Origin of the sequence: Novosphingobium capsulatum NBRC 12533, assembly GCF_001598375.1 — a bacterium.
Lineage (GTDB): Bacteria > Pseudomonadota > Alphaproteobacteria > Sphingomonadales > Sphingomonadaceae > Novosphingobium > Novosphingobium capsulatum.
In genome coordinates this window covers 46,622-68,098 of the sequence record NZ_BCYV01000022.1, presented here as the reverse complement: position 1 = coordinate 68,098, position 21,477 = coordinate 46,622, and the positions used below count along the sequence as shown (strand labels likewise).

Below are 21,477 nucleotides of genomic sequence, written 5' to 3'. Positions count from 1 at the left end.
GATCAAATCATACCAAACCGCCTCAGGAAAACCCGAGGCGGATTTTTTGTGCCCGGCGCAGGTCAAAATTGCGCAGCCTGATAGGTCGCGCCTGCAATATCGTATCCCGGACACAGGCCGTTGGTGCTAGGCGCCGGCGTGGGCGACCGTGCCCGAGCAGCCACCTGGATTATTGCAACGTGTCCTTGTCCATCCAGCCCCGCGTGGCGCCTGCCGCGCATCCGCTGTCCATTCCCGCCTTTCGCCATTTCTGGATCGCGCGCATCTGCGCGATGCTCGCGCAGAGCAACCTGGTCGTGGTGCTGGGCTGGGCAGTTTATGATGTGGCACGTCTGTCGATGGACATGAAAGCGGCTTCGCTGCGAATCGGGCTGATCGGCTTGTCGCAGTTCCTGCCGGTGCTGCTGATCAATCCTTTCGCCGGCCTGGTGGCCGACCGCCACGATCGCCGCCTGGTGGTGCGCCTGGCCTTGCTGGTGCAGATGCTGGCCGTGGGCGTGCTGGTGGCATTGCAGGCCATGGGCCGGGCCGATCTGCCGGTGTTCTACCTGGTGGCAGCAGGGTTTGCTGCCGGGCGTGGTTTCTATGCCCCGGCGATGAATGCGCTGGCCCCGGCGCTGGTGCCGGTAGAAATCCTGCCGCGCGCCATTGCCGTCAGTGCCATCGCTGGCCGGATCGGCGGCATTGTGGGCCCGGTCTTGGGTGGCTTTGCTTATGGCGTGGCGCCGGCATTTGCCTATGGCCTGACGCTGGCCCTGCTTGGCGCGGCGCTGGTGGCGCAACTCGCCATCGGGCCACATGGTGCCAATCGCCCGATGGCCAACGGCAAACCCCTGGCGCATATCCTGGAAGGGCTGCGCTATGTGGCGCGCAGCCGCATGCTGCTGGGTGCGATCAGCCTGGATCTGTTTGCCGTGCTGCTGGGCGGGGCAACTGCCATGCTGCCGGTCTATGCGCGCGATATCCTGCATGTGGGGCCGAGCGGGCTTGGCCTGCTGCGCTCAGCCTCGTCGGTCGGGGCGGTGTCGACGGCGCTGTGGCTGTCGTGGCGCCCGGTGGAAAATGGCGTGGGCCCCAAGATGTTGGCGGCCGTGGCGCTGTTCGGGATAGCCTCGGCCGTGTTTGGCGTGTCGCGCTGGTTGCCGCTGTCGCTGGCGATGCTGGCCCTGGCCGGCGCCGCCGACATGATTTCGGTCTATGTGCGGCAGACGCTGGTGCAGGTGGTGACGCCCGACGCCATGCGCGGCCGCGTGGGGGCGACATCGGCCTTGTTCATCACTGCGTCCAACGAACTGGGTGAGATGGAAAGCGGCGTGGTCGGCGCGATCCTGGGGCCGGTTGGCTCGGTGGTATTTGGCGGAGTAAGCGCAGTGGCCATTGCCTTGGCCTGGGGACGGCTGTTTCCCGAACTGAAGCGGGTGCAGCGCTTTGACGAGCTTCTGCCCGAATCATGAGAAAAGCCCCTCGCTGCCTTGTCAGCGAGGGGCTTTTTCGTTTCAGCCGTGCTTGGTTTCGCGGGTGGATTGCACCATGCCCGGCGCCAGGAAGCCGATGGTCGGGCTCGGCTCCACGGCGCGCTTCTTGAGCTCACCCTTCATCCGGGCGTATTCCGCCTCCATTTCTTCGGTCACTGTCGCGCGGGAATCGGCCAGAGCATCGGCAAAATCCGCCGCATTGACCGACTGCACGTTGCCGCCGGCGCGGCGGATGGCGTTGAGGCCGGCGCGGCGCACCACGTCTTCGAGATCGGCACCGGTAAACCGCGCGGTCTGGCGGGCGACATCGAGCAGATCGACATCGGCCGCCAGCGGCATGGCGCCGGTGTGGATCTTGAGGATATGCGCGCGGCCTTCCAGGCTGGGCGTGCCGACATAGACCAGTTCATCGAACCGGCCCGGCCGCAGCAGCGCAGGATCGACCAGGTTGGGCCGGTTGGTCGCGCCGATCAGCACGACCGACTGCAGCTCTTCCAGCCCGTCCATCTCGGCCAGGATGGTGTTGACCACGCGCGCCGTGACCTGCGGCTCGCCGACACCCGTGCCGCGCGCCGGAACGAGGCTGTCGATCTCGTCGATGAAGATCACGCACGGCGCGACCTGGCGGGCGCGGGCAAACAGGCGGGCGATCTGCTGCTCGCTTTCGCCAAACCACTTGCTGAGCAAGTCTGACGACTTGATCGCAATAAAGTTGGCTTCGGCTTCCTTGGCGACGGCCTTGGCCAGCAGGGTCTTGCCGGTCCCAGGCGGGCCGTAGAGCAGGAAGCCCTTGGCCGGGCGGATGCCGAGGCGGTGGAAGGCCTCGGGCGTCTTGAGCGGCAGTTCGACGCCTTCCTTGAGCTTGGCCTGGGCATCGTCGAGCCCACCGACATCGGACCAGCCGATGGTGGGGGCCTGAACCATGACCTCGCGCATGGCCGAAGGCTGCACGCGCTTGAGCGCCTCGAGGAAATCGTCGCGCACGACGCGCAGGTTGTCGAGCACTTCGGGCGGGATCGTCTGCCGTTCGAAATCGAGACGCGGCATGATGCGGCGCACCGCCTCGATCGCCGCCTCACGGGCGAGCGCTGCCAGATCGGCACCGACAAAGCCATGCGTAGTGCGGGCGAGTTCGCGCAGGTCGACATCCTCGGACAACGGCATGCCGCGCGTGTGGATGCCGAGAATCTCGCGGCGGCCAGGTTCATCGGGAACGCCGACGACGATCTCGCGGTCAAAGCGGCCGGGGCGGCGCAGTGCTTCATCCAGCGCGTCAGGCCGGTTGGTGGCGGCGATGACGACAAGGTTGGAGCGGCTGTGCAGCCCGTCCATCAGCGTGAGCAGCTGCGCGACGAGGCGCTTTTCCGCTTCGCCGGAAACCTGGCTGCGCTTGGGCGCGATCGAATCGATCTCGTCGATGAATATGATCGAGGGCGCGTTCTGGGTCGCTTCCTCGAACACTTCGCGCAGGCGCTTTTCGCTTTCACCATAGGCCGAGCCCATGATTTCCGGGCCGTTGATGGTGAAGAAGCTGGCGTCGCTTTCGTTCGCCACAGCGCGGGCCAGGCGGGTCTTGCCGGTGCCTGGCGGGCCATGCAGCAGAACGCCCTTGGGCGGATCGACGCCCAGGCGGGTGAACAGTTCGGGATAGCGCAGCGGCAGTTCGACCATCTCGCGCAACTGGCGGATGGTGTCGCCCATGCCACCGACATCGTCATAGTTGACGTCGGCGCGGCTGCTGCGCGGCTCTTCGTATTCCGCGCGCAGTTCCACCTCGGTGCTCTCGTCGATGTGCACCACGCCCTTGGGCACGGTGGAGACGACGGTGAGGCGGATCTGGGTCAGCGCGAAGGCTGGAGCGTTGAGCATCTGGCGCAACTGGGCAGGCATGTCGCCCCGGTTGACCTGCTGCTGCCCCGCCGTCGCGACCAGATCGCCGGTGAGCAGCGGGCGCCCAGCAAAGTTGCGCTTGAGCGCGGCAGCTGGCCCCTGCAGGCGCAGATCACGCTGCGCCGGGGCAAACACCACGCGCTGTGCCGGGCGGGAATCGATCCGCCGCACTTCGACATGATCGCCCGAGCCGACATCGGCGTTGGCGCGCTGCAGACCGTCGAGCCGGATCAGTTCGAGCCCTTCATCCTCGGGATAGGGCAGCATCACGCGCGCGGCGGTGCTGCGCTTGCCGATGATTTCGATGACGTCGCCTTCGGTTACGCCCAGCGTGCCCATCACGGCACGGCTGATGCGGGCGATGCCGTGGCCGGATTCCTCTTGCCTGGCGCCTGCGACCTGAAGACGGGCGATGCGATTTTCGCCCAAAGTTGCTGCCTCTGCCATTGGCCCTCTTTTCACCCTCGGCGTTGCGCATGTGGCATGGCGCCTCGGGAGGTTTGCGGATCGGGGCAGACCTGCCCCGCTTGCACCCTAGCTAGGATTGCGTGCCACGGTTTTCAAACGCCAGGCCGCAGCTTTCGTTCTCGGGAGTGATCGAGCGCGATGGTGCTGGGGTTTTGGCGGGATAGCAAGCCGGGCGCTGGCGCCGGCACAGACACAGAGCAAAAAAAGGGCCCGGCTGTTGCCAGCCAGGCCTTTGGAAGTTTGGGAGAGGATGCCTGAAAGGCAGGATTTGTATGCCTTGCATCCATGTTTTGTGCAAATGCGAAAGATGAAATATAAATTGCGTTTTGCGCAACTGTCTGTCGAATGTCAGGCAGGCCGGCGAAAGCGCAGGGCAAAGCGATCGGTCTTTCCGCGCAACGCTGGATCGAAAACGATTGCAGTGTGCGGATCGTCGTTGCGCTGCAATACGCTGCTCTCACCATCCAGCACAAAGCCGGCGGCAAGCATGTCGGCCTTGACCTGGGCAGGATCGATGCGGTGGAGCGTATCGGCAACGGTGGCGGGGGCGCCAGCCATGCCGACGTGATCGACGATCACCACGGTGCCACCGGGACGCAGCGCGGCAAACCAGTTGGCCAGCGTGGCGGCCACCGGGCGGGCGGGCGTGGCACTGCCATGCGCCGCCGGCAGATAGAGATCGTGAAATTCGAGGTGGGCGAAAATCGCGTCGAGGCTGCCCGGCGCGAGTGTCATCGCGGCAGGCGGGGTAACGAGCATCAGCACATTGGCATGCGCCTTGGCCACGGCGTCGAGCGTGCCGGGCTTGAGATAGGCGGGATTGGCCAGGGCATAGACACGACCCTTGGGGCCGACGACATCGGCGATCAGTTCGGAATAATACCCGCCGCCGGCGCCCCAATCGGCCACGACCTGGCCGGGCTTGAACCCGGCAAAGGCAAGCACTTCGGCCGGCTTGCGGCTTTCATCGAGGGCATGGTTGGCCGCGCTGCGCGCCGGATCGGCCAGCGCCTTGGTGATCGTCGCGGCGGTTGCCGGCACGGGAGTGGCGTGCGCCCCGGAACCGGCGAGGGCAATGCCCAGGGCGAGTGAGGCGAGAAAACGGTGGCGGCGCATCGGCATGAACTCCCAAGGTTGGCGGCAGCCCCTGTGCCACCACCTTGGGTGTGATCATGCCAGAGCGGCGCGAACGGGCAAGTGCCCGGCCGCAAACAATGTTTGCCTTAGTGCGCCAGCAACAGCGGCACGGTGGAATTGTCGAGCATGGCGCGCGACACGCCGCCGAGCAGCAATTCGCGCAGCCGGCTGCGGCCGAACAGGCCCATGACAATCAGCCCCGCACCCAACCGCCGCGCGGTATCGACCAGCGTGGCGGCGATCGGCCCGGCGGCCTGGATTGCATGGGTTTCGGCATGAATGCCGTGGCGCGACAGGTAGGCTGCTGCATCGAGCGCCGGAAGCGCGTCGGGCTTTTCCTCGACCGCCACGATATGGACGGCGCTGGCGCGGGTGAGCAGCGGCAAGGCGGCGCGCATGGCGTGCGCGGCCTCGATCCCGCCATCCCAGGCGATCATGGCCGGGCCGGTGAAATCGACCAGCGGCGCCCCCTTGGGCACGGCGAGCACCGGGCTGCGCACGCCGAGCACGAGTTCCTCCACCAGCGGATCGGCCAGGCTGGTGACGACCACATCGGCAAAGCGGGCACTGGCATAGGCGGCGGGGATCGGCGCCTGCGCGGTTTCCATCACATCGAATGGCACGTCTTGCGGGGCCAGGCGGGCATCGACCTTCTCGGCCAGGGCGCGGTCTTCCTCGCGCACCTGGGCGATCACTTCGGCTGTGAGCGCCGCGCCGCCGAACGGCTCCCACACTGCCATTTCGGCAAAGGGGCTGGCGATCTGTACGCAGACATGGCCGTTGGTGACGCGGGCCAGGGCCAGAGCGGTTTCGAGGCGGTCATCGAGCGTCTTGGCGCCGTCGACCGGGCAGAGAATGGAGCGCATGGGGATCCTCCTTCTTCCAACGATGCCCGCAGTGTGGCACCGGGAAGCCGCAGCGCCATGACCTGAATCAACCGGCGTGGATTTCCTGCGAAAAGGGGCGCCGGCCATGACCTATACCCTGATCACCGCCAACCGAAACTATTCCAGCTGGTCGTTGCGGCCCTGGCTGCTGATGAAGGCGCTGGGCGTGGCGTTTGCCGACCGGATCGAGCCGTTTGCCAAGCCGGTGAACTACGAGGAATTTCGCGCTTTTTCGCCCACTGGGCAGGTGCCGGTGCTGATCGATGGGGAAGCCACGGTGTGGGATTCGCTGGGCATCGCGCTCTATCTTGCCGATCGCCATGGCGGTGTCTGGCCCGAGGCGGGAGCCGCGCGCGCTTTTGCGCAAAGCGCGGTCTGCGAAATGCACGGCGGCTTTGCCGCCTTGCGCAACGATTGCACGATGAACGTGGGCGTGCGGGTGCGCCCGGTGCCGATGCGGGCCGAACTGGTGCGCGACGTGGCCCGCGTGCGCGCATTGTTCGAGGAAGGACTCGATCGTTTCGGTGGCCCGTGGCTGGCGGGGCCTGCGTTCAGCGCGATAGACGCGTTCTTTGCCCCCGTGGCGTTCCGCATCCGCACCTATGGCCTGGACGTGGGACGCGGGCAGGCCTGGGTGGACCATATCCTGGCCCACCCGGCGATGCTGGATTGGGAACGGCAGGCCCTGGCCGAAACCTGGCGCGAGGAAAGCCATGAGGCCGAACTGGCGCAGGCCGGCATGATCGTGGCGGATTATCGCCAGGGCTGAGCCTGCGACACGCAGTTCTTGATTGCCCAGGCCTGTGATGAAAGGATCGCCAACGTGAACGGCGTGGGGGCCGGGTGAAGGGGGCGATGATGCGGCGGCGATGGTGGCTTGGCGCGGGTATGGTGGCTCTGGTTCTGGCGGGCGGCGTGGCGAGGGCACAGCAAGCCGCACCGGCGCCATCGACAGCACAGGTGGCAGAAGACCATTCCGGGCTGACGCGTGAGCGCTTTCGGCGCAATTGCCTGATGTGCCACAACCGCGCCGCGCCCGAGGGCATTGCGCCCGAGATCATGGCCGGGCTCTATCCCGAACCGGGCAAGGCGCCGCGTGACATGATGCCCGGGCTGGTGTGCTGGCGGCGCTGCACGGCGTGTCGCGTGCCCGATGCAAAGGCCAGCGCCAGCCGGCCGAGCCAGCCGGCGCAACGCCCAGGCGCTTAGGGCTCTTCGCGCTTTTCCATGCGGGCCCACAGGCCTTCGGTGCCGGCCTCGGTGGCCTTGTTCACGTATTGCGAGGCGACCAGCCAGCCCTTGAACGGGCGCAGCGAGCCAAGGCAGCCAACCGCCAGGATCGGCACCGAGGTGAGCAGGTGGACCCACCAGGGCGGGCTGAACGCCACTTCGAGCCAGACCGCGAAGAAGGTGAGGGGAAAGGCGGTGAGGCACAGGGCGAAGAACGCCGGCCCATCGTCCGCCCGGGCAAAGCTGAGGTCTAGGTCGCAGGCCGGGCAGCGCTGTGCCAGCTTGAGCCAGCCATCGAACATGCTGGCCTTGCCGCAGCGCGGGCACAGCCCTTTCCACCCGCAACGCAAGATCCAGCGGAATTTCGGATTATCCAGCAGCGCCATCGCCCGTGTCTCCCTTGGCATTTGCCTAGGACTGTGGCGACGGCGCTGCAACCAGTGAGTGGGCAGGTAATTAGTGTGCAACCAGAGTGACGCGATCCTCTGACGGAACCTGGCGCACCGGGACGGCGGCGATCCAGGCCTGCAGCGCGTCAAGATCGGTCATGCCGGTTACCGCGTCGGGCTTGTCGGCCAGGTCGGTGAAGGTATCGCCCCCCAGCGCGAGGAAGTTGTTGACCGTCACGCGGTAGGTGGCGGCAGGCGCGACCGGCTTTCCGTTGACCGTCAGGCCCACCACGCGCGCGCCGACGGGGCGGGCCAGGTCGATGGCAAAGCGCACGTTGGCCGATACGGCGAGGCCCTGCTTGGGCCCTTGTTCGTCAACCCCCTGCTCCAGCACGGCCTTTAGTTGTGCACCAGTGAGCGTTTCGGTCACCAGCGTGTTGCCGAAGGGCTGGACGCGGTAGATATCGCCGAACGTCACCGTACCATCGGCGGCGGGCACCAGGCTGGTGCGGATGCCGAATGGGTTCATCAGTGCGAGCTGCGCGCCGGCGCTGCGGGTTGCGGCCAGTTGCGAATCCGCGATGAGATTGCCCAGCGTGCCCCCGGTGGTCACCGCGCCGTTCTCGCCGCGCTGGGCCGGGCCGGACAGGTGGCCCACCGGCTTGGCGGCATAGACCTTGGCCGCATCGACATAGCGCTGGACATAGCCGGCGATATCAGGGCGCGGGGCAAAGACCGGGAAGCGATCATCGTGGCTCACCAGCCGCGTGGCGGACTGATAGGGATCGGACTGGACAATGACGTTGTGCGCCTGGACCGCCGTGACCGTGTGCTTGGCAGGATCGATCTGCAGGGCAATGTCGGTGACCATTTCGCCATAGAGGCCCGCGCTGGTCAGCAGCAGCGGATGCGCGGCGCCGGGCGCCGGCATCTGGCAGATATAGGCGGCATGGGTGTGGCCCGAAATGACAAGGTCCACGCCCGGGTTCAGCCGCTTGATGATATCGAGGATCGCGCCCGACATGCCGTTGCAGCCCTGCGGATCGGGGCTGCCCTGCTGCTTGCCGCCTTCGTGGATCAGCACGACGATAGCATCGGCGCCGGCGGCCTTGAGCCGGGGAACCTGGGCATTGATCGTGGCGGCCTCGTCCTCGAACGTCAGCCCGGCGATACCGGCGGGATTGACCAGCGTGGGCGTGGTGCGCGTGGTAAGGCCGATCACGCCCACGGTCACCTTGTCGGCGCCGCTGCCAAACGTCTTGAGGCCGGTGGCGGGGAACAGGGTGTGCCCATCCTTGTCCACCGTGCTGGCGGCGAGATAGCGGAAGCTGGCGCCGGGAAAGCGTTCGAGCTGGCACGGCTTGTGCGCGGTGAACTGGGTGCAGCCGCCATTCTGCATGCGCAGCAGTTCATCGCGGCCGCGGTCGAATTCGTGGTTGCCGACGGCGTTGAAATCCACCCCGATGCGATTCATCACCCCGATCGACGGCTCGTCGAGATAGAGCGAGGAGGCCACCTGGCTGGCGCTGATCATGTCACCGGCCGAGAGCGTGAGATGGTTGGGATAGCGATTGCGCACGCTGTCGACCGCGCTGGCCAGCCACGCCGCGCCGCCGGCGGGAACCTGGGCCGTGCCGCCATGGTCATCGGGCACCAGCACCGATTGGTGGGGCGGTTCGAGTTGGCCGTGAAAATCGTTGAACGCGGCAATGCCGACGGTGACCAGGTGCGGGGCGGGTGCAGCGGCCGGAGCCTGCACCACGCGGGTTGGCTGGCCAGCACAGGCCGCGAGGGCCAGGAACGAGGAGAGGATCGCGCCACGCAGGGTAATGCGCGGAAACAAAGGGAAAAGCGGCTTGGTCAAGGCGGCGGCTTTCAGAAACGGGAGATGCCCGCCCATAGCCGCTTGCCATTACAACGGGAAGGCGCCTGGTTTCACCTGCACCAATTTCCGCGCCGGCCCTGCCAGTGTTCGGCCAGGCCCTCTGCCTCGAGCCGGGCACCCAGGCTTTGCCCCTTGCGCACCACCACGCGCAGCGCGCGGCCATAGCGATCGACCGGCCGCCCCTGGGTAACCAGCGAGAAATGACCAGCGTTGAGCAGTTGCGTCAGCCGCTCGGTGGCCTTGGCGCCCAGGTCCGCTTCTTCAGCGCAGCCGGGGTGGCTGATTTCCGGGGCGTTGATATCGGCAATGCGGATCTTGGTGCCCTGATACCAGAACGTGTCGCCATCGACGACGCAGGTTACCCGGCGGTCGCTGCCGCAGGCGGCAAAATGGCCGGCCTCTTCGTCCACGCGGGGCATCGCCGCTTCAGGCGGCATGGCAAAGGGCGTGGGCGAGGCCAGGGCCAGTGGACCGCCGCCGAGCAGGACCAGAATGGCGGAAAAGGCGATGGCACGGCGTGCGGGAGAGCGTTTCATGGGGGGAGCATGACCCGTTTGTTGTGCCGTAACGAAGCGCAAATACTACTTAAAGTACGAGTGCTTAGCGAAGTTACGGAGCCTTGATTTGTGCGCCGCAGCAGGGCGCCAGACCGCGTTAACACAATTGCTCCAAAATGGAAGAATGTTGAGGCTGCGCCCTGCGCCCTGCGCGCTCTTGGCCAGCCGCACAATTGGTGCGGACGGGTTGCGCTGCGCGGCTCAGCTGGCGCTGCGATGGCGGCGATGTGGGAAAAGGTACTCCGCGCGTCCGTTGGCGACGGGCAATGGGGTGCGCTTGGGGAACGCGCGGAGCCTTATGGTTGTCCCTTGCAGCAGACGCGGCGGCAATTCGCACCCGCGCTTAGGACGAGTGCGTAGGCTTGCCGCGATCAGCGCGGGCGGCGCAGCACGATATAGACGGCGCCGGCGCCACCGTGACGGGGCTGGGCCGGGCGCACCGCGGCGATGCGATCGGCATAGGGGCTGGCCGCCAGCCAATCGAGCAACTTGGCGCGAATCGCCCCGCGCCGTTCACCGCGCAGGTCATGATCGCCATGGGGGCGTGGCTTGCCGGTCACCAGCAGGATGACCCGCGCGCCGATGGCCAGGGCCTGGGCCAGGCTGGCGAGCAGGCGGCCGTGCGCCAGGTCGAGGTTGAGGCCGTGGAGATCGATCGAGACATCGGGCGAAATCGTGCCACGCGCCAGCTTGCGGTCCCAACTGGCGTCGAGCCCTTGGCCATTGGCGTGGAGCGGACGCGCGGGCTGCGCCGGTGCCGGTGGAGCGGGGCGCGGCGGTGGCACGCGGCCCTTGAGCTTGCGCGGCGGTGGGCTGGCTGGCTCGTTCGCGGCGGGCAGGGCTGCGACAGGCGTTGGCGCCGCCGCACGGCGTGCCGGAGGATGCAGCGGGGTGACGGTATCGGCCACCTTGCGCCACAACACGAGTTCATCGGCACTCAGGCCGCGCGGACCGCGCCTCATCGACCGAGCCGGGCCAGCGTGCCCTTGGGCAGCAGGACCAGGGCCTGGCCATGTGCGCTCATGCCGCCGGCGGTTAGGCGGGCATCGGCGCCGGCCCCCCAGAAGCTGTCGAAGCGGTTGGGCCCCTTGATGGCGCCGCCGGTATCCTGCGCCACCCACAACCCGCTGACCTGCGGGCGATCAACCTGGAGCCAGACGGGGGCGCCCAGCGGCACGAAAGCCGGATCGGCCGCCACGGTGGTGCGCGGGCTGACCGGCACGCCCATCGCGCCGATTGCGCCGGGCTGGGTGTTTTCGCGGAAGAACACGTAGCTGCGGTTCTGCCGCATCAGCGCATCGCCTTCCACCGGGTGATCGTGGATATAGCGCAGGATGCCCTGCATCGATCCGGGATACTGGCCGGGGCCGGTGCCAATCAGGCCCTGCTGCGCCATGACCGTGCCGATGCCGGTGTAGTCCCAGCCGTTGATGGCGCCATAGCCCAGGCGAATGACGCTGCCATCGGGCGCGCGCAGGCGGCCGGACCCTTGCACCTGCAGGAAGAACAGCTCTGCCGGATCGGCCGCCCAGGCGATTTCCAGGCCCTTGCCGGCAAGGGCGCCGTCCTCGATCTGGCCGCGATCGAAATAAGGCACGAACTGCCCGGTTTCGTCATAGCGGCCAAGTGGCTGGCGCCCATCGGGCAGTGGCGGGGCATCGCCCGGCCGGGCGCGCACCAGATCGGCCGGCACGCCATAGACCGGCACGTCGAAGCCGGGCTGGTGCGTGCGCACACCAGCGATCTCGGGCTCGTAATAGCCGGTGACGAAAGTACCACCATCGCCGACGCGGGCGGTTTCGAAATAGCCGTCGAAGAAGGCGGTGGCATTGTCGCGCGGCCATGTGCGCGCGGCCGCGCAGGCAAGGGCCCAATCGGTTGGCTGGGTCAGGCCGCTGCTGTCGCTGCGCCGGGTCAGGCCAGGGCACGACGTGATGAACGCGTTGAGCGCCGCACCGGCATTGCCCGGGGCAAGGCCCAGCGCGGACGGTGCTGGCCCGCGCGCCAAGCCGGCGCTGACGGCCGTGGCGAGCGGCGCAGCGGCAGTGCCCGAGGGCGTGCGCGGTGGACCAGGCTGGCGCCCTGGCGGCGTCGCGGTGGGAACGCAGGCGGCCAGCAGCGAAAGGGCCAGTGCAAGACCGGCCCTTTGCGCAAGCGAAATTCGGGAGAGGCGGCGACCGGCGCAGGCCACGGGATCAGTGCCCAAGCCGGTCAGCCCACGTATGCCTTAGGCTTCATCGGTTTCGTCGAGCAGCCAATCGGGATCGCGCGAGGTAAGATCGCGCGAGAACGTCCACAGGTCGCGGCTTTCGATCGCATCGTTGAGCGAACCGGCAACAACCTGCCCTTGGGCATTGCGCGTGACGGTGGCGATATCGGCGATGAAGCGCACGGTGACTCGCGCCGTGGAGCCGGCGAGTTCGGCGCCGACGATGCGGGCTTCCTCGATGCGGATGAGGCGCGCGTCGAGCGTTTCACCAGCAGCTTCGCGGGCGTCGAGCGCATCGGCAAAGCCGGCAAAGACATCGCCATCGCACAGCGCCTTGAGTTCCGAGCGATTCCCGCGCCAGAACGCCTCTAGCACCATGCCATAGGCGCTCTTGGCGCCAGCCATGAACAGGCCCACGTCAAACCGGCGATCGGCCGCGATGATGGCGCGGATGCCCGGTTCGGCATCGGCATCGAAATCGCGCGTCTCGGGCACCGGGGGCGCCAGGCGGTTGGCCGGCGTTGCCATGGCTTCGGGCAGGCGCGGCGCCATCGGGCGGGAAGCGCCTTGCGGATCGGGTTGTTCGATGCGGCGGCGGACGGGCTCCTCGTTCTGTTCGGGGCGACGGCCCAGAACCGAATAGAGCCTCAGGCCCAGGAAGGCCGCGATCATGGCCACAATGACGATCTCAACAATCACACGCACATGTCCCGCAAAGGTAGCCTTGGAATGCCGATCCACGTTTTGCGCAGCGCGGCCGGCCACCGGTTGATCGTGCATCAAATAGGTACGAATTACAAATGAACAACGCGTGGACGGCACAATGGCGGATTCCCGCGTTGTGACGTTGCCCACCGACGAAGTCGCCCGGATTGCGCCCGTGCGCTGCCTGATCGCTGCAATCGCGTAGGCGCGCAGTTGGTTCCCGTCCTTTGGTGCAATGACCGCTGGCAGAGGGTGACTGGCGTGCCAGACGCAGTCTGTTGCCGGGCGTTGCGCACAATGCTAGGCGCCGGGCACGTTTACCCGGCGCGTTCCCTGCGCCCCATCCGAACGAAAGCATGCGACCATGGCCGACGAAGGCAACATCATCAGCAATCTCTCCCTCGATGGCGCCGAAGGCGTGGTTTCAAACGGCGAAGACAACTCGCCGGCGATCGGGCTGATTTCCCAGTATATCAAGGATCTCTCTGTCGAGAATCCCAATGCGCCGGAAAGCTATCAGTGGACCGAGGCGCCCGAAATCCATGTCGATTTCAACATCGCCGCCCGCGCCCTGGCGCCCGAAGTTCACGAGATCGAACTCAAGATCAACGTGACGTCGAAGGGTGCGCAGGGCACCGCCTTCATCATCGAACTGGCCTATGGCGCGCTGATCGGCATGCGCAACGTGACCGACGAACAGGCCCACCCGTTCCTGTTCGCCGAAGGCCCGCGCCTGGTCTTCCCGTTTGCCCGCCGCATCGTGGCCGATGCCGTGCGCGACGCCGGCTACCCGCCGCTGCTGCTCGATCCGATCGACTTCAACGGCCTCTACATGGCGCAACTGGCCCAGGCCCAGGCCACGGCGACCGCCGAACCGGCCGGCCACGCCTGATTCGCTGATCGCCCGAGTCTCACCGGTCGCCTGAAGGACACCGCATGAACCTCCTCAAGGCGACCGGCACGATCGGCGGGCTTACCCTGGCCAGCCGCGTGCTTGGCCTGGTGCGCGACAGCCTGTTTGCCCGCTTTGTCGGCGCGGGCTTTGCCTCTGACGCGTTCCTTATTGCGTTTCGCCTGCCCAATCTGTTTCGGGCGCTGTTTGCCGAAGGGGCATTCTCCTCGGCGTTCATCCCGATGTTCAACAAGAAGGTGGGCGATCCTGCCGGCCAAGGGCTGCCCGATGGGCTGCGCTTTGCCGAAGAAGCGCTGGCGGTTCTGCTGCCGGTTCTGATCTTGATGACCGTGGCACTGGAAGTGCTGGCATGGCCAGTCACGCTGCTGCTGTCTGGCGGGTTCAACGGCGTTTCGTCCGAACAGTTCGCCTTTGCCGTGTCGCTCTCGCGGCTGACGATTCCCTATCTCATGCTGATCAGCCTGGTTTCGCTGCTGGGCGGGATTCTCAATTCGCTGCACAAGTTCTGGGTCAACGCGGCCGCGCCGATCCTGCTCAACATCACTCAGATCGTGGCGCTGTTCGGGTTCCACAATAGCGATCCGCTACTGACCGCGCGCAACCAGGCGATTGCAGTGTCGGTTTCGGGCGCATTGCAACTCGCCTGGCTCTACTGGTCGTGCCGGCAAAATGGGATCAGCCTGCGTTTGCGCCGACCGCGTCTGAACCCTGACGTGAAGGCCTTCCTCGCGCTGATCTGGCCGGCTGCAGCCGGGGCCGGGGCGGTGCAGATCAACCTGGTCATTTCCACCGCGCTGGCGGCCAAGCTGCTGGCGCATGGCAGCGTGACCTATATCTACATGGCCGATCGGCTGAACCAGTTGCCACTCGGGCTGATCGGCATTGGCCTGGGCACGGTCCTGTTGCCGACGATCTCGCGCCAGCTCGGCGCGGGCGAGGATGCCGCGGCGCAGGAAACCCAGAACCGCGGCATGGAACTGGCCCTGCTGCTGACGCTGCCGGCGACCATGGCGCTGGTGCTGTGCGGCGAACCGATCGCCGCCGCGCTGTTCGGCTATGGCCGCTATACCGCCGCTGATACCCACTTTACCGCGCAGGCCCTGGCCGCCTTCTCGATCGGCCTGCCCAGCTATATCCTGGTCAAAGTGCTGACCCCGGGCTTCTATGCGCGGCACGATACCAAGACGCCGGTGCGTTATGCCACGATCTCGATGGTGGTGAACCTGGTGGGCAACCTGGTGCTGATCGTGCCGTTGCAGCACATGGGGCCACCGCTGGCCACCGCGATCGCCTCGACCGTCAATGTCGGCATGCTGTATCATACGCTGCGCAAGCGCGGGCATTTCACCCCGGATGCGCAACTGCGCCGGCGCGCGCCGCGTCTGGCGCTGGCCGCCCTGGCCATGGGGCTGGTGCTGTGGGCCGGGCAGGGCGTGCTGATGCCGTATGTGCATGGCACCTGGGCCTTGCGCATCGGCGCGCTGGCCGTGCTGGTCATGGCCGGCATGGTCGTCTATGGCCTCGCCACCCTCGTCCTGGGGGCGTTCACGCGCGAAGACCTCGCGCTGCTCACCCGCCGCCGTCGCGCGGCACCCGCCAACAAATCGTAAGGCAAGACGTTCCATGCGTATCGTTTCCGGCATTCAGCCCACCGGCAATCTTCACCTCGGCAACTACCTGGGTGCGATCCGCAACTGGGTGGCGATGCAGGACGAATGGACCGCCAAGGGCGCGACCTGCCTCTATTTCCTGGCCGATCTGCACGCCATTTCCATGCCGCACGAACCGGCCCAGCTGGGTGCCAACACGCGCGAAATGGTCGCCGCGCTGGTATCGTGCGGGATCGATCCGGATCGCTCGATCCTGTTCAACCAGGCGCAGGTGCCGGCCCATGCCGAGCTGCAATGGCTTTTGAACGGCACGGCGCGGATGGGCTGGCTCAACCGCATGACGCAGTGGAAGGACAAGGCGGGCAAGAACCGCGAAGGTGCCTCGGTGGCGCTGTTCACCTATCCCGTGCTCCAGGCGGCTGACGTGCTGCTGTACCAGGCCACGCACGTGCCGGTGGGCGACGACCAGAAGCAGCACCTGGAACTGGCGCGCGACATTGCGCAGAAGTTCAACAACGACTTTGCCAGCGAAGACGCGCCCGTCTTCACGTTGCCCGATCCGATCATCCCGCCCGAAGCGGCGCGGATCATGAGCCTGCGCGATGGCACGGCCAAGATGAGCAAGTCCGATCCTTCGGACATGAGCCGGATCAACCTGGTCGATGACGCCGACACCATCATGCAGAAGGTGAAGAAGGCCAAGACCGATCCCGAGCCGCTGCCGAGCGAAGCGGCCGGGCTGGAAGGCCGGGCCGAGGCACGCAACCTGGTGGGCATCTATGCCACGATGGCCGGCACCGATGTGGCGGGCGTGCTGGCGCAGTTCGGCGGCCAGGGCTTTGGCCAGTTCAAGCCGGCGCTGGGCGAACTGCTGGTAAGCAAGCTGGCGCCGATGGCCGAACGCTATCGCACGCTGCGCGAAGACCGCGCCGCGCTCGACGCGATCCTGGCGCGCGGCGCGGAAAAGGCGCGCAGCCTGGCGGTGCCGACGCTCGACGCGGCCTATGCCGCGCTGGGCCTGGTGCGCTGAACCAACACGCGGCCAAGGTCTGCTAGACAGAAAGGGCGCTCCTTTGACGAGGGGCGCCCTTTCATTCATCTCCCTGGATTTCGGAGCATTTCACGGTCCTGTGCGTTATCATTCAAGCTCCATTCAGCCCCTCGCAGGCATCATTTCGTCGTGCTAACACACGACCGGCGCCGGGGATTGGGGACACCGGTGCGCATAAGGAGTCGATAGTAATGACCAAGATGCTTCGGGCCGGCAAACTTGCCTTGCTGGCTGCTCCCCTTCTTCTGGCCTTGTCGGGTTGTGCCACCAATTTCGACGCCAAGGTTTCCCGCTTCCAGCGCGAACTGCCGGCCCCTGCCGGGCAGACCTTTGCCGTGGTGGCGGAAGATCCGCGTGACCAGGGCGGTCTTGAATTTTCGCAGTATGCCGGCCTGGTGGCCGCCAAGATGGCCAGCCTCGGCTATGTCCAGGGTGATCCGCAGACCTCTGACCTCGTGGTCAAGTTCGGCTATGGCGTGGACCAGGGCCGCGAGCACGTGCGCTCGACCGGCGCCTATGATCCGTTCTGGGGTCCGTGGTATGGTCCCGGCTTCTATGGCCGCCCCTATGGCGGTTTCTGGGGCCGGCGCGGCTGGGGTTACGGCTGGTATGATCCGCTGTGGGGCCCGGGCTTTGGCGGCGTCGACGTGGTCACCGTCTATACCAGCGGCATCGACATGAAGATCGAGCGCCGCAGCGACGGCAAGCGCGTGTTCGAGGGCAAGGCCCAGGCGGCCTCCACCTCCAACCGCCTGCCCTATCTGGTGCCCAACCTGGTGGACGCGATGTTCACCGATTTCCCCGGTCACAACGGGGAAACCGTGCGCATCTCGGTGGCGCCCGAAAAGAAGAAGTAAGGCGTGATCGCCGGCTGGCGTAACTGGCCGGCGTGATGCCCAGCGAAGACCCCGTGCCGGCAAAGGCGCGGGGTTTTTGCTTATGCGGCGCCGGCGCGTTCCTGCCGGTTCAGTGCACCGGCGGATCGACCGGCGGGATGGCGGCGATCGGCGCGACGGGTTCGCCCGGCTCACGCGGGGGGAGCGCGTTTTCGGGGACGTCTTCGATCTGCATGGCGGGGGTGGGCACGGCTTCGAGATTGCGCACGGTCACCTCGATATCGCCGTTGCGCAGGACGAGATCATTGAAGCTGGGCGGGGTGGAGCGGGTGCGCAGCGACAGCGTGCCCGCCCCGATCATGCGCACTGGGCCATGTGGGGTGGGCCGAATCAGGTCGAACGCGTCGTGGACATGGCCCGAGAGCACCGCCATCACCTGGCGGCGGGCAAGTTCGGCCAGGGCCTTGTTACCATTGCGGGTCAGCGCTTTGCCGCGCGTGCCGGCCTCGACCAGCGGGTGGTGGCACGCCACGATCGCCCGCGTGCCGGCCGGCAGGGCATCGATTCGCGCCAGGCAATCGGCCAGGGCATGGTTGCCGACGTGGCCCTTGGACCAGTTGAAGCGCCACTGCGCGCGTGCGGTGGTCTTAAGCGGGACGATCGCCACGCCGGGCAGGTTGAGCGGCCGTTCCAGCACGTGTTCGATGGCGCGAAAGCGGCGGTAGGGATCGAAGAACCGCTCGATCGGATTGAAATAGGGCAGGTCGTGGTTGCCCACTTCGACTGTCACGGGCACGTCGAGCGCGCGAATCCATTGGCAGGCCGCGGCGAATTCGCGGTGCCGCGCGCGCATGGTCAGATCGCCGGTGATGGCCACGGCATCGGGCCGTTCCTGCGCCACGCAATCGACCAGCCAGGCCAAGGCCCGCGGGTCTTCCAGGCCGAAGTGGATATCGCTGATATGAAAGATGCGCGTCATGCCGGGCGGGTTCCTTGGGGCTGCCGGCCGGCTTTTCCCGCGCGGCGCTGCCCGGTCAAGAGGCGGCGGCCGCGCTGGCGAGGAATTCGACCGGCAGGGTGACGCAGCGGAAGGTTTCGCGCTGCGCGCCATCGCGGCGTTCGCCATCGATCATCAGCGCGATGGGTTCGTCGCTGGCGCAAGTCACGGCTTCGGCCTGGCCCAGTTCTTCATGCGGACCCTGGCGGAAATCGCGCTTGACCAGCATCGACACGCCATGGGCGGCAAGATCGGCCCAATCCTGCGCGTCATAGCCATCAAGCGTGAGCGTGCCATCATCAGCATCGATGCGCACGGCGCGATAGCCCTCGGGCTTGCCCAAGGCGGGCTCCTCCACGCGCACGGCAGCGCCGCCGGCGGTGCTGCGCACCGCTTCGCCCAGGGCACTGGCGATGCTCGACAGGTCCATGTCGCGCACACCCTCGCGCACATCGGCCCAGGTGGCGCCGGGGCCGGCAAGGACTTCGACCAGGGCATGGCCGGCCGATGTTTCGACCGCGTGGCGGCGCATCGCTTGGAGTTCACCCCGGCCCAGCCGCGCCGCGATCGTGGGGGCATCGACATCGCCATGCAGTGACTTGGCCAGGAGATTCTGCGTGCCGCCCGGCAGGATCAGTACTCGCCCCGACCAGCCGTGCAGACGCGCAACCTGGGCATTGACCGTGCCATCGCCGGTGAAGATCGCCAGCGTGGCGACATTGGCCGCCTCCAGCGTGGCGCGGCTGGGCAGATCGTCGGCCGGGATACGCAGCACGCGCGAGGGCGCGTGGCCGCCTTCGGCCAAGGCAGCGGTGAGTGCGGCAACGGCAGCTTCGGAATTGCTGCCGCTCGCCGGATTGACGACAAGCCAGAGCGGAATGGTGGTCATGAGCAAAGGGTCCTCCCCCCGGCCAATGCGCCGGGCACCGCGCGGTTCCCCGCCATGGCCTTATGGTCAGACCCGGCCCGACAAGATCATCCAGGCGGAAAAGCCGTTCATCATGCTGTAGAGGCCATAGCCGATCGCGCCCCACGCCCAGCCATGCGCGGCGAGCAGCATGCCCGCCACCAGCATGAGGAACTCGATCAGCAGCGAAAAGCGCTGGTTCATTGTCTTGAGCAGCGGCGGCATCTGGCGCAGCAGCGGATGGTTGCTGGCCATCACCGCGCGGTTGAGCGCGAAGTTGACGATGCCCAGGACAAAGATGACGGCCACTGCCATTGCGCCGCGATAGTGCGCCTTTCTTGCCGCGGGGCAAAGGCTTTGCTGCGCAGTGACACGCAGGTTCGGACGAATCGAGCTGGCATTGCCGTCCGCCGGCCCGCGCGGTCAAGGCGTTGGTCGGCCCAAGGGCGGAACGGTCGTGTCGTTGGCCGGTGCTGTATGGCGGTTCGTCGGGGACGAGCGGCGCTGGTCGGGATGGGGCCGTGCCTGGTCGAGCAGGGCGCGCCGGGGCGGCAGGACCGGGTTAAACCACTGACATACCGCAAGACAGACAGCCCAACGGGCCAACAGACGCCCTGCGGGATGCCACAGAAACCCGACTGATCCATTCGATCCGCGCTTTTGTTCCACCACACAAAAGGAATCGACCCATGTTTGCCACCACCACTGCCTTCCGCCCCGCCTTCCGCCCCCTCGCTCTCTCGCTTGCCGCGCTGGGCGCCCTATCGCTGGGCAGCATGCCTGCCGCCGCGCAGACCACCGCCGCCGTATCGGCCGAGTCGAACGCCGACATGGGCATGACGGTGACCCGCGTGCCGGTGAAGCTGTCCGACCTCAACCTGATGACCGTGCAGGGCCGCGCCGTGGCCGATCGCCGGGTTCGCGCTGCCGCGCGCCAGGCCTGCGGCATCGGTATCGGCAAGGTCACGCTCGACCAGGCGCAGGACCAGCGCAACTGCTTCAGCGTGGCGACGCGCCAGGGCAAGGTTCAGGTTGCGCTGGCCCGCGAGCAGGTTCTCGCCGCGCGCTGAGCAGTTCGCCGCATCCATGAATTTGCGCGAACGAAACCGTTTTGGCCCCATTCATCAAACAACGTCCAGACAAGAGCTTGCCGCACGCGCAGTCCCCCGTGCGGTTGGCGGGGCAGGGTCGCCGTTTCCACCGGCGATCCTGCCCCGAATACTGTCAGGCCCGTTCCTTGGACTTTGCGGCCGGCGCTTGTTCCCCACGATCATGATCGGCGTTTTCGGCCCGTGCCGGCGCATCGATTTCTTCCCGCCGGCGCCAGGCAAGATCTGCCGGGCCAAGCGGGCGGCCATCATGCGCGCGCAGCACGATCGGCGCGATCGGCTGGCCATCGCGGGCATCACACAGCACCGGGTTGCAGGAAATGCCCGCGCCCCACTTTTCCCCCCACTGGCGCAGCGCCAGCATCGCCGGCAGCAGGTCAAAGCCCTTGGGCGTCAACCGATATTCCACGCGCCGGCGATCGTCGCAGCAGGGAATGCGGGCAAGAATGCCATGATCGACCAGCCGCGACAGGCGGTTGGACAGGATGTTGCGGGCAATGCCCAGTTGCGAGAGAAATTCCTCGAAATGCGAGATGCCGGTGAATGCGGCCCGCAGGATCATGAAGGACCAGCGCTCGCCCATCACCTCCAACGCCACGGGGAGGCTGCACTGGGCAATATCGGCCAGAGGCTCTTGCAATTTTTCCATCACGCATCGGTCATAGCGCATAATGTGGCGGAATTTAAGCGATGTGCGACAGGAAGTGGCACAACGCGACAGAGGACGCCCCAGAACGCGCGCCATCCGGTTGTTCCGCCCGCGCCCGCACCCCATATTGCGCGGTAAAGGAGATCCCATCCATGACCGACAAGCTGAACCTGACCGAGGCGGAATGGCGCGAACGCCTGAGCCCGGAGCAGTATCACGTCCTGCGCCAGGCCGGGACCGAGCGCGCGTTCACCGGCAAGTACGACAAGAACAAGGCGCGGGGCGACTATACCTGCGCGGGCTGCGGGCAACCGCTGTTCACCTCTGCCACCAAGTTTGACAGCGGCTGCGGCTGGCCCAGCTTTACCCATCCGATGGATGAAACCGCGGTGGAAGAACTGCGCGACACCTCGCACGGGATGATTCGCACCGAGGTGCGCTGCGCCCGCTGCGAAGGGCATCTGGGCCACGTGTTTCCCGATGGCCCGGCGCCCACCGGGCTGCGCTATTGCATGAACTCTGCCGCGCTCGACTTCACGCCGGAAGAATGATGCGTTAGGGAGCGAGCCGAGG

22 protein-coding genes are annotated in these 21,477 nt (G+C 66.6%); 9 read left to right on the top strand and 13 right to left on the bottom strand.

Annotated elements, in window-relative coordinates:
- The first annotated feature begins 185 nt into the window (after positions 1-185).
- Positions 186-1,454: an MFS transporter gene (locus SCA01S_RS18340; protein ID WP_281191540.1), complete on the top strand. Its 1,269-nt coding sequence runs from the start codon at positions 186-188 to the stop codon at positions 1,452-1,454.
- A gap of 42 nt (positions 1,455-1,496) precedes the next feature.
- On the opposite strand, the gene SCA01S_RS18335 is transcribed toward SCA01S_RS18340, so the two are convergent.
- The 3 genes from SCA01S_RS18335 to SCA01S_RS18325 form a co-directional block, all read right to left on the bottom strand.
- The gene (locus tag SCA01S_RS18335) at positions 1,497-3,812 is read right to left on the bottom strand and encodes a CDC48 family AAA ATPase (protein ID WP_054132489.1); all 2,316 of its coding nucleotides are present in this window, start codon (positions 3,810-3,812) and stop codon (positions 1,497-1,499) included.
- Between the two features lie 369 nt (positions 3,813-4,181).
- Positions 4,182-4,949: a class I SAM-dependent methyltransferase gene (locus tag SCA01S_RS18330; RefSeq protein WP_157089036.1), complete on the bottom strand. Its 768-nt coding sequence runs from the start codon at positions 4,947-4,949 to the stop codon at positions 4,182-4,184.
- A 107-nt stretch (positions 4,950-5,056) separates the two neighbouring features.
- The gene (locus tag SCA01S_RS18325; protein ID WP_062788056.1) at positions 5,057-5,836 is read right to left on the bottom strand and encodes a universal stress protein; all 780 of its coding nucleotides are present in this window, start codon (positions 5,834-5,836) and stop codon (positions 5,057-5,059) included.
- Between the two features lie 106 nt (positions 5,837-5,942).
- On the opposite strand from SCA01S_RS18325, the gene SCA01S_RS18320 reads away from it, so the two are divergent.
- The gene (locus tag SCA01S_RS18320) at positions 5,943-6,626 is read left to right on the top strand and encodes a glutathione S-transferase family protein (protein WP_062788055.1); all 684 of its coding nucleotides are present in this window, start codon (positions 5,943-5,945) and stop codon (positions 6,624-6,626) included.
- A 119-nt stretch (positions 6,627-6,745) separates the two neighbouring features.
- Entirely contained in the window at positions 6,746-7,066 is a 321-nt protein-coding gene (locus SCA01S_RS18315) for a hypothetical protein (protein WP_022675457.1), read from the top strand.
- On the opposite strand, the gene SCA01S_RS18310 is transcribed toward SCA01S_RS18315, so the two are convergent.
- The 6 genes from SCA01S_RS18310 to SCA01S_RS18285 all read right to left on the bottom strand — a co-directional run bounded on the left by SCA01S_RS18310 (position 7,063) and on the right by SCA01S_RS18285 (position 12,826).
- The gene (locus SCA01S_RS18310) at positions 7,063-7,473 is read right to left on the bottom strand and encodes a DUF983 domain-containing protein (RefSeq protein ID WP_062788054.1); all 411 of its coding nucleotides are present in this window, start codon (positions 7,471-7,473) and stop codon (positions 7,063-7,065) included. The genes SCA01S_RS18315 and SCA01S_RS18310 overlap by 4 nt on opposite strands.
- 70 nt (positions 7,474-7,543) lie before the next feature.
- A complete protein-coding gene (locus SCA01S_RS18305) occupies positions 7,544-9,301 on the bottom strand; it encodes a bifunctional metallophosphatase/5'-nucleotidase (protein WP_500797061.1) in 1,758 nt (585 codons plus the stop codon).
- A gap of 110 nt (positions 9,302-9,411) precedes the next feature.
- Positions 9,412-9,897 (bottom strand): thermonuclease family protein, encoded by a 486-nt coding sequence (locus SCA01S_RS18300; protein ID WP_062788052.1) that lies wholly within the window; start codon positions 9,895-9,897, stop codon positions 9,412-9,414.
- A gap of 392 nt (positions 9,898-10,289) precedes the next feature.
- Positions 10,290-10,880 carry a Smr/MutS family protein gene (locus SCA01S_RS18295; protein WP_054132482.1) on the bottom strand — a complete coding sequence of 197 codons (591 nt, stop codon included), beginning with the start codon at positions 10,878-10,880 and terminating at the stop codon, positions 10,290-10,292.
- The gene (mltA, locus tag SCA01S_RS18290) at positions 10,877-12,079 is read right to left on the bottom strand and encodes a murein transglycosylase A (protein ID WP_062788068.1); all 1,203 of its coding nucleotides are present in this window, start codon (positions 12,077-12,079) and stop codon (positions 10,877-10,879) included. Before mltA ends, SCA01S_RS18295 begins: the two co-directional genes overlap by 4 nt.
- A gap of 66 nt (positions 12,080-12,145) precedes the next feature.
- Positions 12,146-12,826, bottom strand: coding sequence for a Tim44/TimA family putative adaptor protein (locus SCA01S_RS18285; RefSeq protein WP_062788066.1), 681 nt, complete (start codon positions 12,824-12,826; stop codon positions 12,146-12,148).
- 370 nt (positions 12,827-13,196) lie between these two features.
- Here SCA01S_RS18285 and secB point away from each other — a divergent pair, with 370 nt between their 5' ends.
- The 4 genes from secB to SCA01S_RS18265 all read left to right on the top strand — a co-directional run bounded on the left by secB (position 13,197) and on the right by SCA01S_RS18265 (position 17,263).
- Positions 13,197-13,724, top strand: coding sequence for a protein-export chaperone SecB (gene secB, locus SCA01S_RS18280; protein WP_022675928.1), 528 nt, complete (start codon positions 13,197-13,199; stop codon positions 13,722-13,724).
- A gap of 44 nt (positions 13,725-13,768) precedes the next feature.
- The gene (murJ, locus tag SCA01S_RS18275; protein ID WP_054132481.1) at positions 13,769-15,355 is read left to right on the top strand and encodes a murein biosynthesis integral membrane protein MurJ; all 1,587 of its coding nucleotides are present in this window, start codon (positions 13,769-13,771) and stop codon (positions 15,353-15,355) included.
- Positions 15,356-15,368: 13 nt separating this feature from the next.
- The gene (trpS, locus tag SCA01S_RS18270; RefSeq protein WP_062788050.1) at positions 15,369-16,385 is read left to right on the top strand and encodes a tryptophan--tRNA ligase; all 1,017 of its coding nucleotides are present in this window, start codon (positions 15,369-15,371) and stop codon (positions 16,383-16,385) included.
- A gap of 212 nt (positions 16,386-16,597) precedes the next feature.
- A complete protein-coding gene (locus tag SCA01S_RS18265) occupies positions 16,598-17,263 on the top strand; it encodes a DUF4136 domain-containing protein (RefSeq protein WP_022675925.1) in 666 nt (221 codons plus the stop codon).
- A gap of 109 nt (positions 17,264-17,372) precedes the next feature.
- Here the strand turns inward: SCA01S_RS18265 and SCA01S_RS18260 are convergent, their stop codons facing one another.
- From SCA01S_RS18260 to SCA01S_RS18250, 3 genes are all read right to left on the bottom strand, one after another.
- Positions 17,373-18,221 (bottom strand): metallophosphoesterase family protein, encoded by an 849-nt coding sequence (locus tag SCA01S_RS18260; RefSeq protein ID WP_054132478.1) that lies wholly within the window; start codon positions 18,219-18,221, stop codon positions 17,373-17,375.
- 55 nt (positions 18,222-18,276) lie between these two features.
- Entirely contained in the window at positions 18,277-19,128 is an 852-nt protein-coding gene (locus tag SCA01S_RS18255; RefSeq protein WP_062788049.1) for a diacylglycerol kinase family protein, read from the bottom strand.
- A 66-nt stretch (positions 19,129-19,194) separates the two neighbouring features.
- Complete coding sequence (locus SCA01S_RS18250; RefSeq protein ID WP_062788048.1) at positions 19,195-19,461, bottom strand: hypothetical protein; 267 nt, start codon at positions 19,459-19,461, stop codon at positions 19,195-19,197.
- Positions 19,462-19,835: 374 nt separating this feature from the next.
- Here SCA01S_RS18250 and SCA01S_RS18245 point away from each other — a divergent pair, with 374 nt between their 5' ends.
- Entirely contained in the window at positions 19,836-20,216 is a 381-nt protein-coding gene (locus tag SCA01S_RS18245; protein WP_022675921.1) for a UrcA family protein, read from the top strand.
- A gap of 154 nt (positions 20,217-20,370) precedes the next feature.
- Here the strand turns inward: SCA01S_RS18245 and SCA01S_RS18240 are convergent, their stop codons facing one another.
- On the bottom strand, positions 20,371-20,904 hold the full coding sequence (locus tag SCA01S_RS18240; protein ID WP_062788046.1) for a winged helix-turn-helix transcriptional regulator: 534 nt from the start codon (positions 20,902-20,904) through the stop codon (positions 20,371-20,373).
- Between the two features lie 152 nt (positions 20,905-21,056).
- Between SCA01S_RS18240 and msrB the strand changes: the two genes are divergently transcribed.
- Positions 21,057-21,455, top strand: coding sequence for a peptide-methionine (R)-S-oxide reductase MsrB (msrB, locus tag SCA01S_RS18235; RefSeq protein WP_022675918.1), 399 nt, complete (start codon positions 21,057-21,059; stop codon positions 21,453-21,455).
- The last annotated feature ends 22 nt before the right edge of the window (positions 21,456-21,477 follow it).

Coding starts and splice junctions, on each gene's coding strand:
- SCA01S_RS18335 (WP_054132489.1), bottom strand. CDS start 3,812: ATGGCAGAGGCAGCAACTTTGGGCGAAAATCGCATCGCCCGTCTTCAG.
- SCA01S_RS18330 (WP_157089036.1), bottom strand. CDS start 4,949: ATGCGCCGCCACCGTTTTCTCGCCTCACTCGCCCTGGGCATTGCCCTC.
- SCA01S_RS18325 (WP_062788056.1), bottom strand. CDS start 5,836: ATGCGCTCCATTCTCTGCCCGGTCGACGGCGCCAAGACGCTCGATGAC.
- SCA01S_RS18320 (WP_062788055.1), top strand. CDS start 5,943: ATGACCTATACCCTGATCACCGCCAACCGAAACTATTCCAGCTGGTCG.
- SCA01S_RS18315 (WP_022675457.1), top strand. CDS start 6,746: ATGGTGGCTCTGGTTCTGGCGGGCGGCGTGGCGAGGGCACAGCAAGCC.
- SCA01S_RS18310 (WP_062788054.1), bottom strand. CDS start 7,473: ATGGCGCTGCTGGATAATCCGAAATTCCGCTGGATCTTGCGTTGCGGG.
- SCA01S_RS18300 (WP_062788052.1), bottom strand. CDS start 9,897: ATGAAACGCTCTCCCGCACGCCGTGCCATCGCCTTTTCCGCCATTCTG.
- SCA01S_RS18295 (WP_054132482.1), bottom strand. CDS start 10,880: ATGAGGCGCGGTCCGCGCGGCCTGAGTGCCGATGAACTCGTGTTGTGG.
- secB (WP_022675928.1), top strand. CDS start 13,197: ATGGCCGACGAAGGCAACATCATCAGCAATCTCTCCCTCGATGGCGCC.
- murJ (WP_054132481.1), top strand. CDS start 13,769: ATGAACCTCCTCAAGGCGACCGGCACGATCGGCGGGCTTACCCTGGCC.
- trpS (WP_062788050.1), top strand. CDS start 15,369: ATGCGTATCGTTTCCGGCATTCAGCCCACCGGCAATCTTCACCTCGGC.
- SCA01S_RS18265 (WP_022675925.1), top strand. CDS start 16,598: ATGACCAAGATGCTTCGGGCCGGCAAACTTGCCTTGCTGGCTGCTCCC.
- SCA01S_RS18260 (WP_054132478.1), bottom strand. CDS start 18,221: ATGACGCGCATCTTTCATATCAGCGATATCCACTTCGGCCTGGAAGAC.
- SCA01S_RS18255 (WP_062788049.1), bottom strand. CDS start 19,128: ATGACCACCATTCCGCTCTGGCTTGTCGTCAATCCGGCGAGCGGCAGC.
- SCA01S_RS18250 (WP_062788048.1), bottom strand. CDS start 19,461: ATGGCAGTGGCCGTCATCTTTGTCCTGGGCATCGTCAACTTCGCGCTC.
- SCA01S_RS18245 (WP_022675921.1), top strand. CDS start 19,836: ATGTTTGCCACCACCACTGCCTTCCGCCCCGCCTTCCGCCCCCTCGCT.
- SCA01S_RS18240 (WP_062788046.1), bottom strand. CDS start 20,904: ATGGAAAAATTGCAAGAGCCTCTGGCCGATATTGCCCAGTGCAGCCTC.
- msrB (WP_022675918.1), top strand. CDS start 21,057: ATGACCGACAAGCTGAACCTGACCGAGGCGGAATGGCGCGAACGCCTG.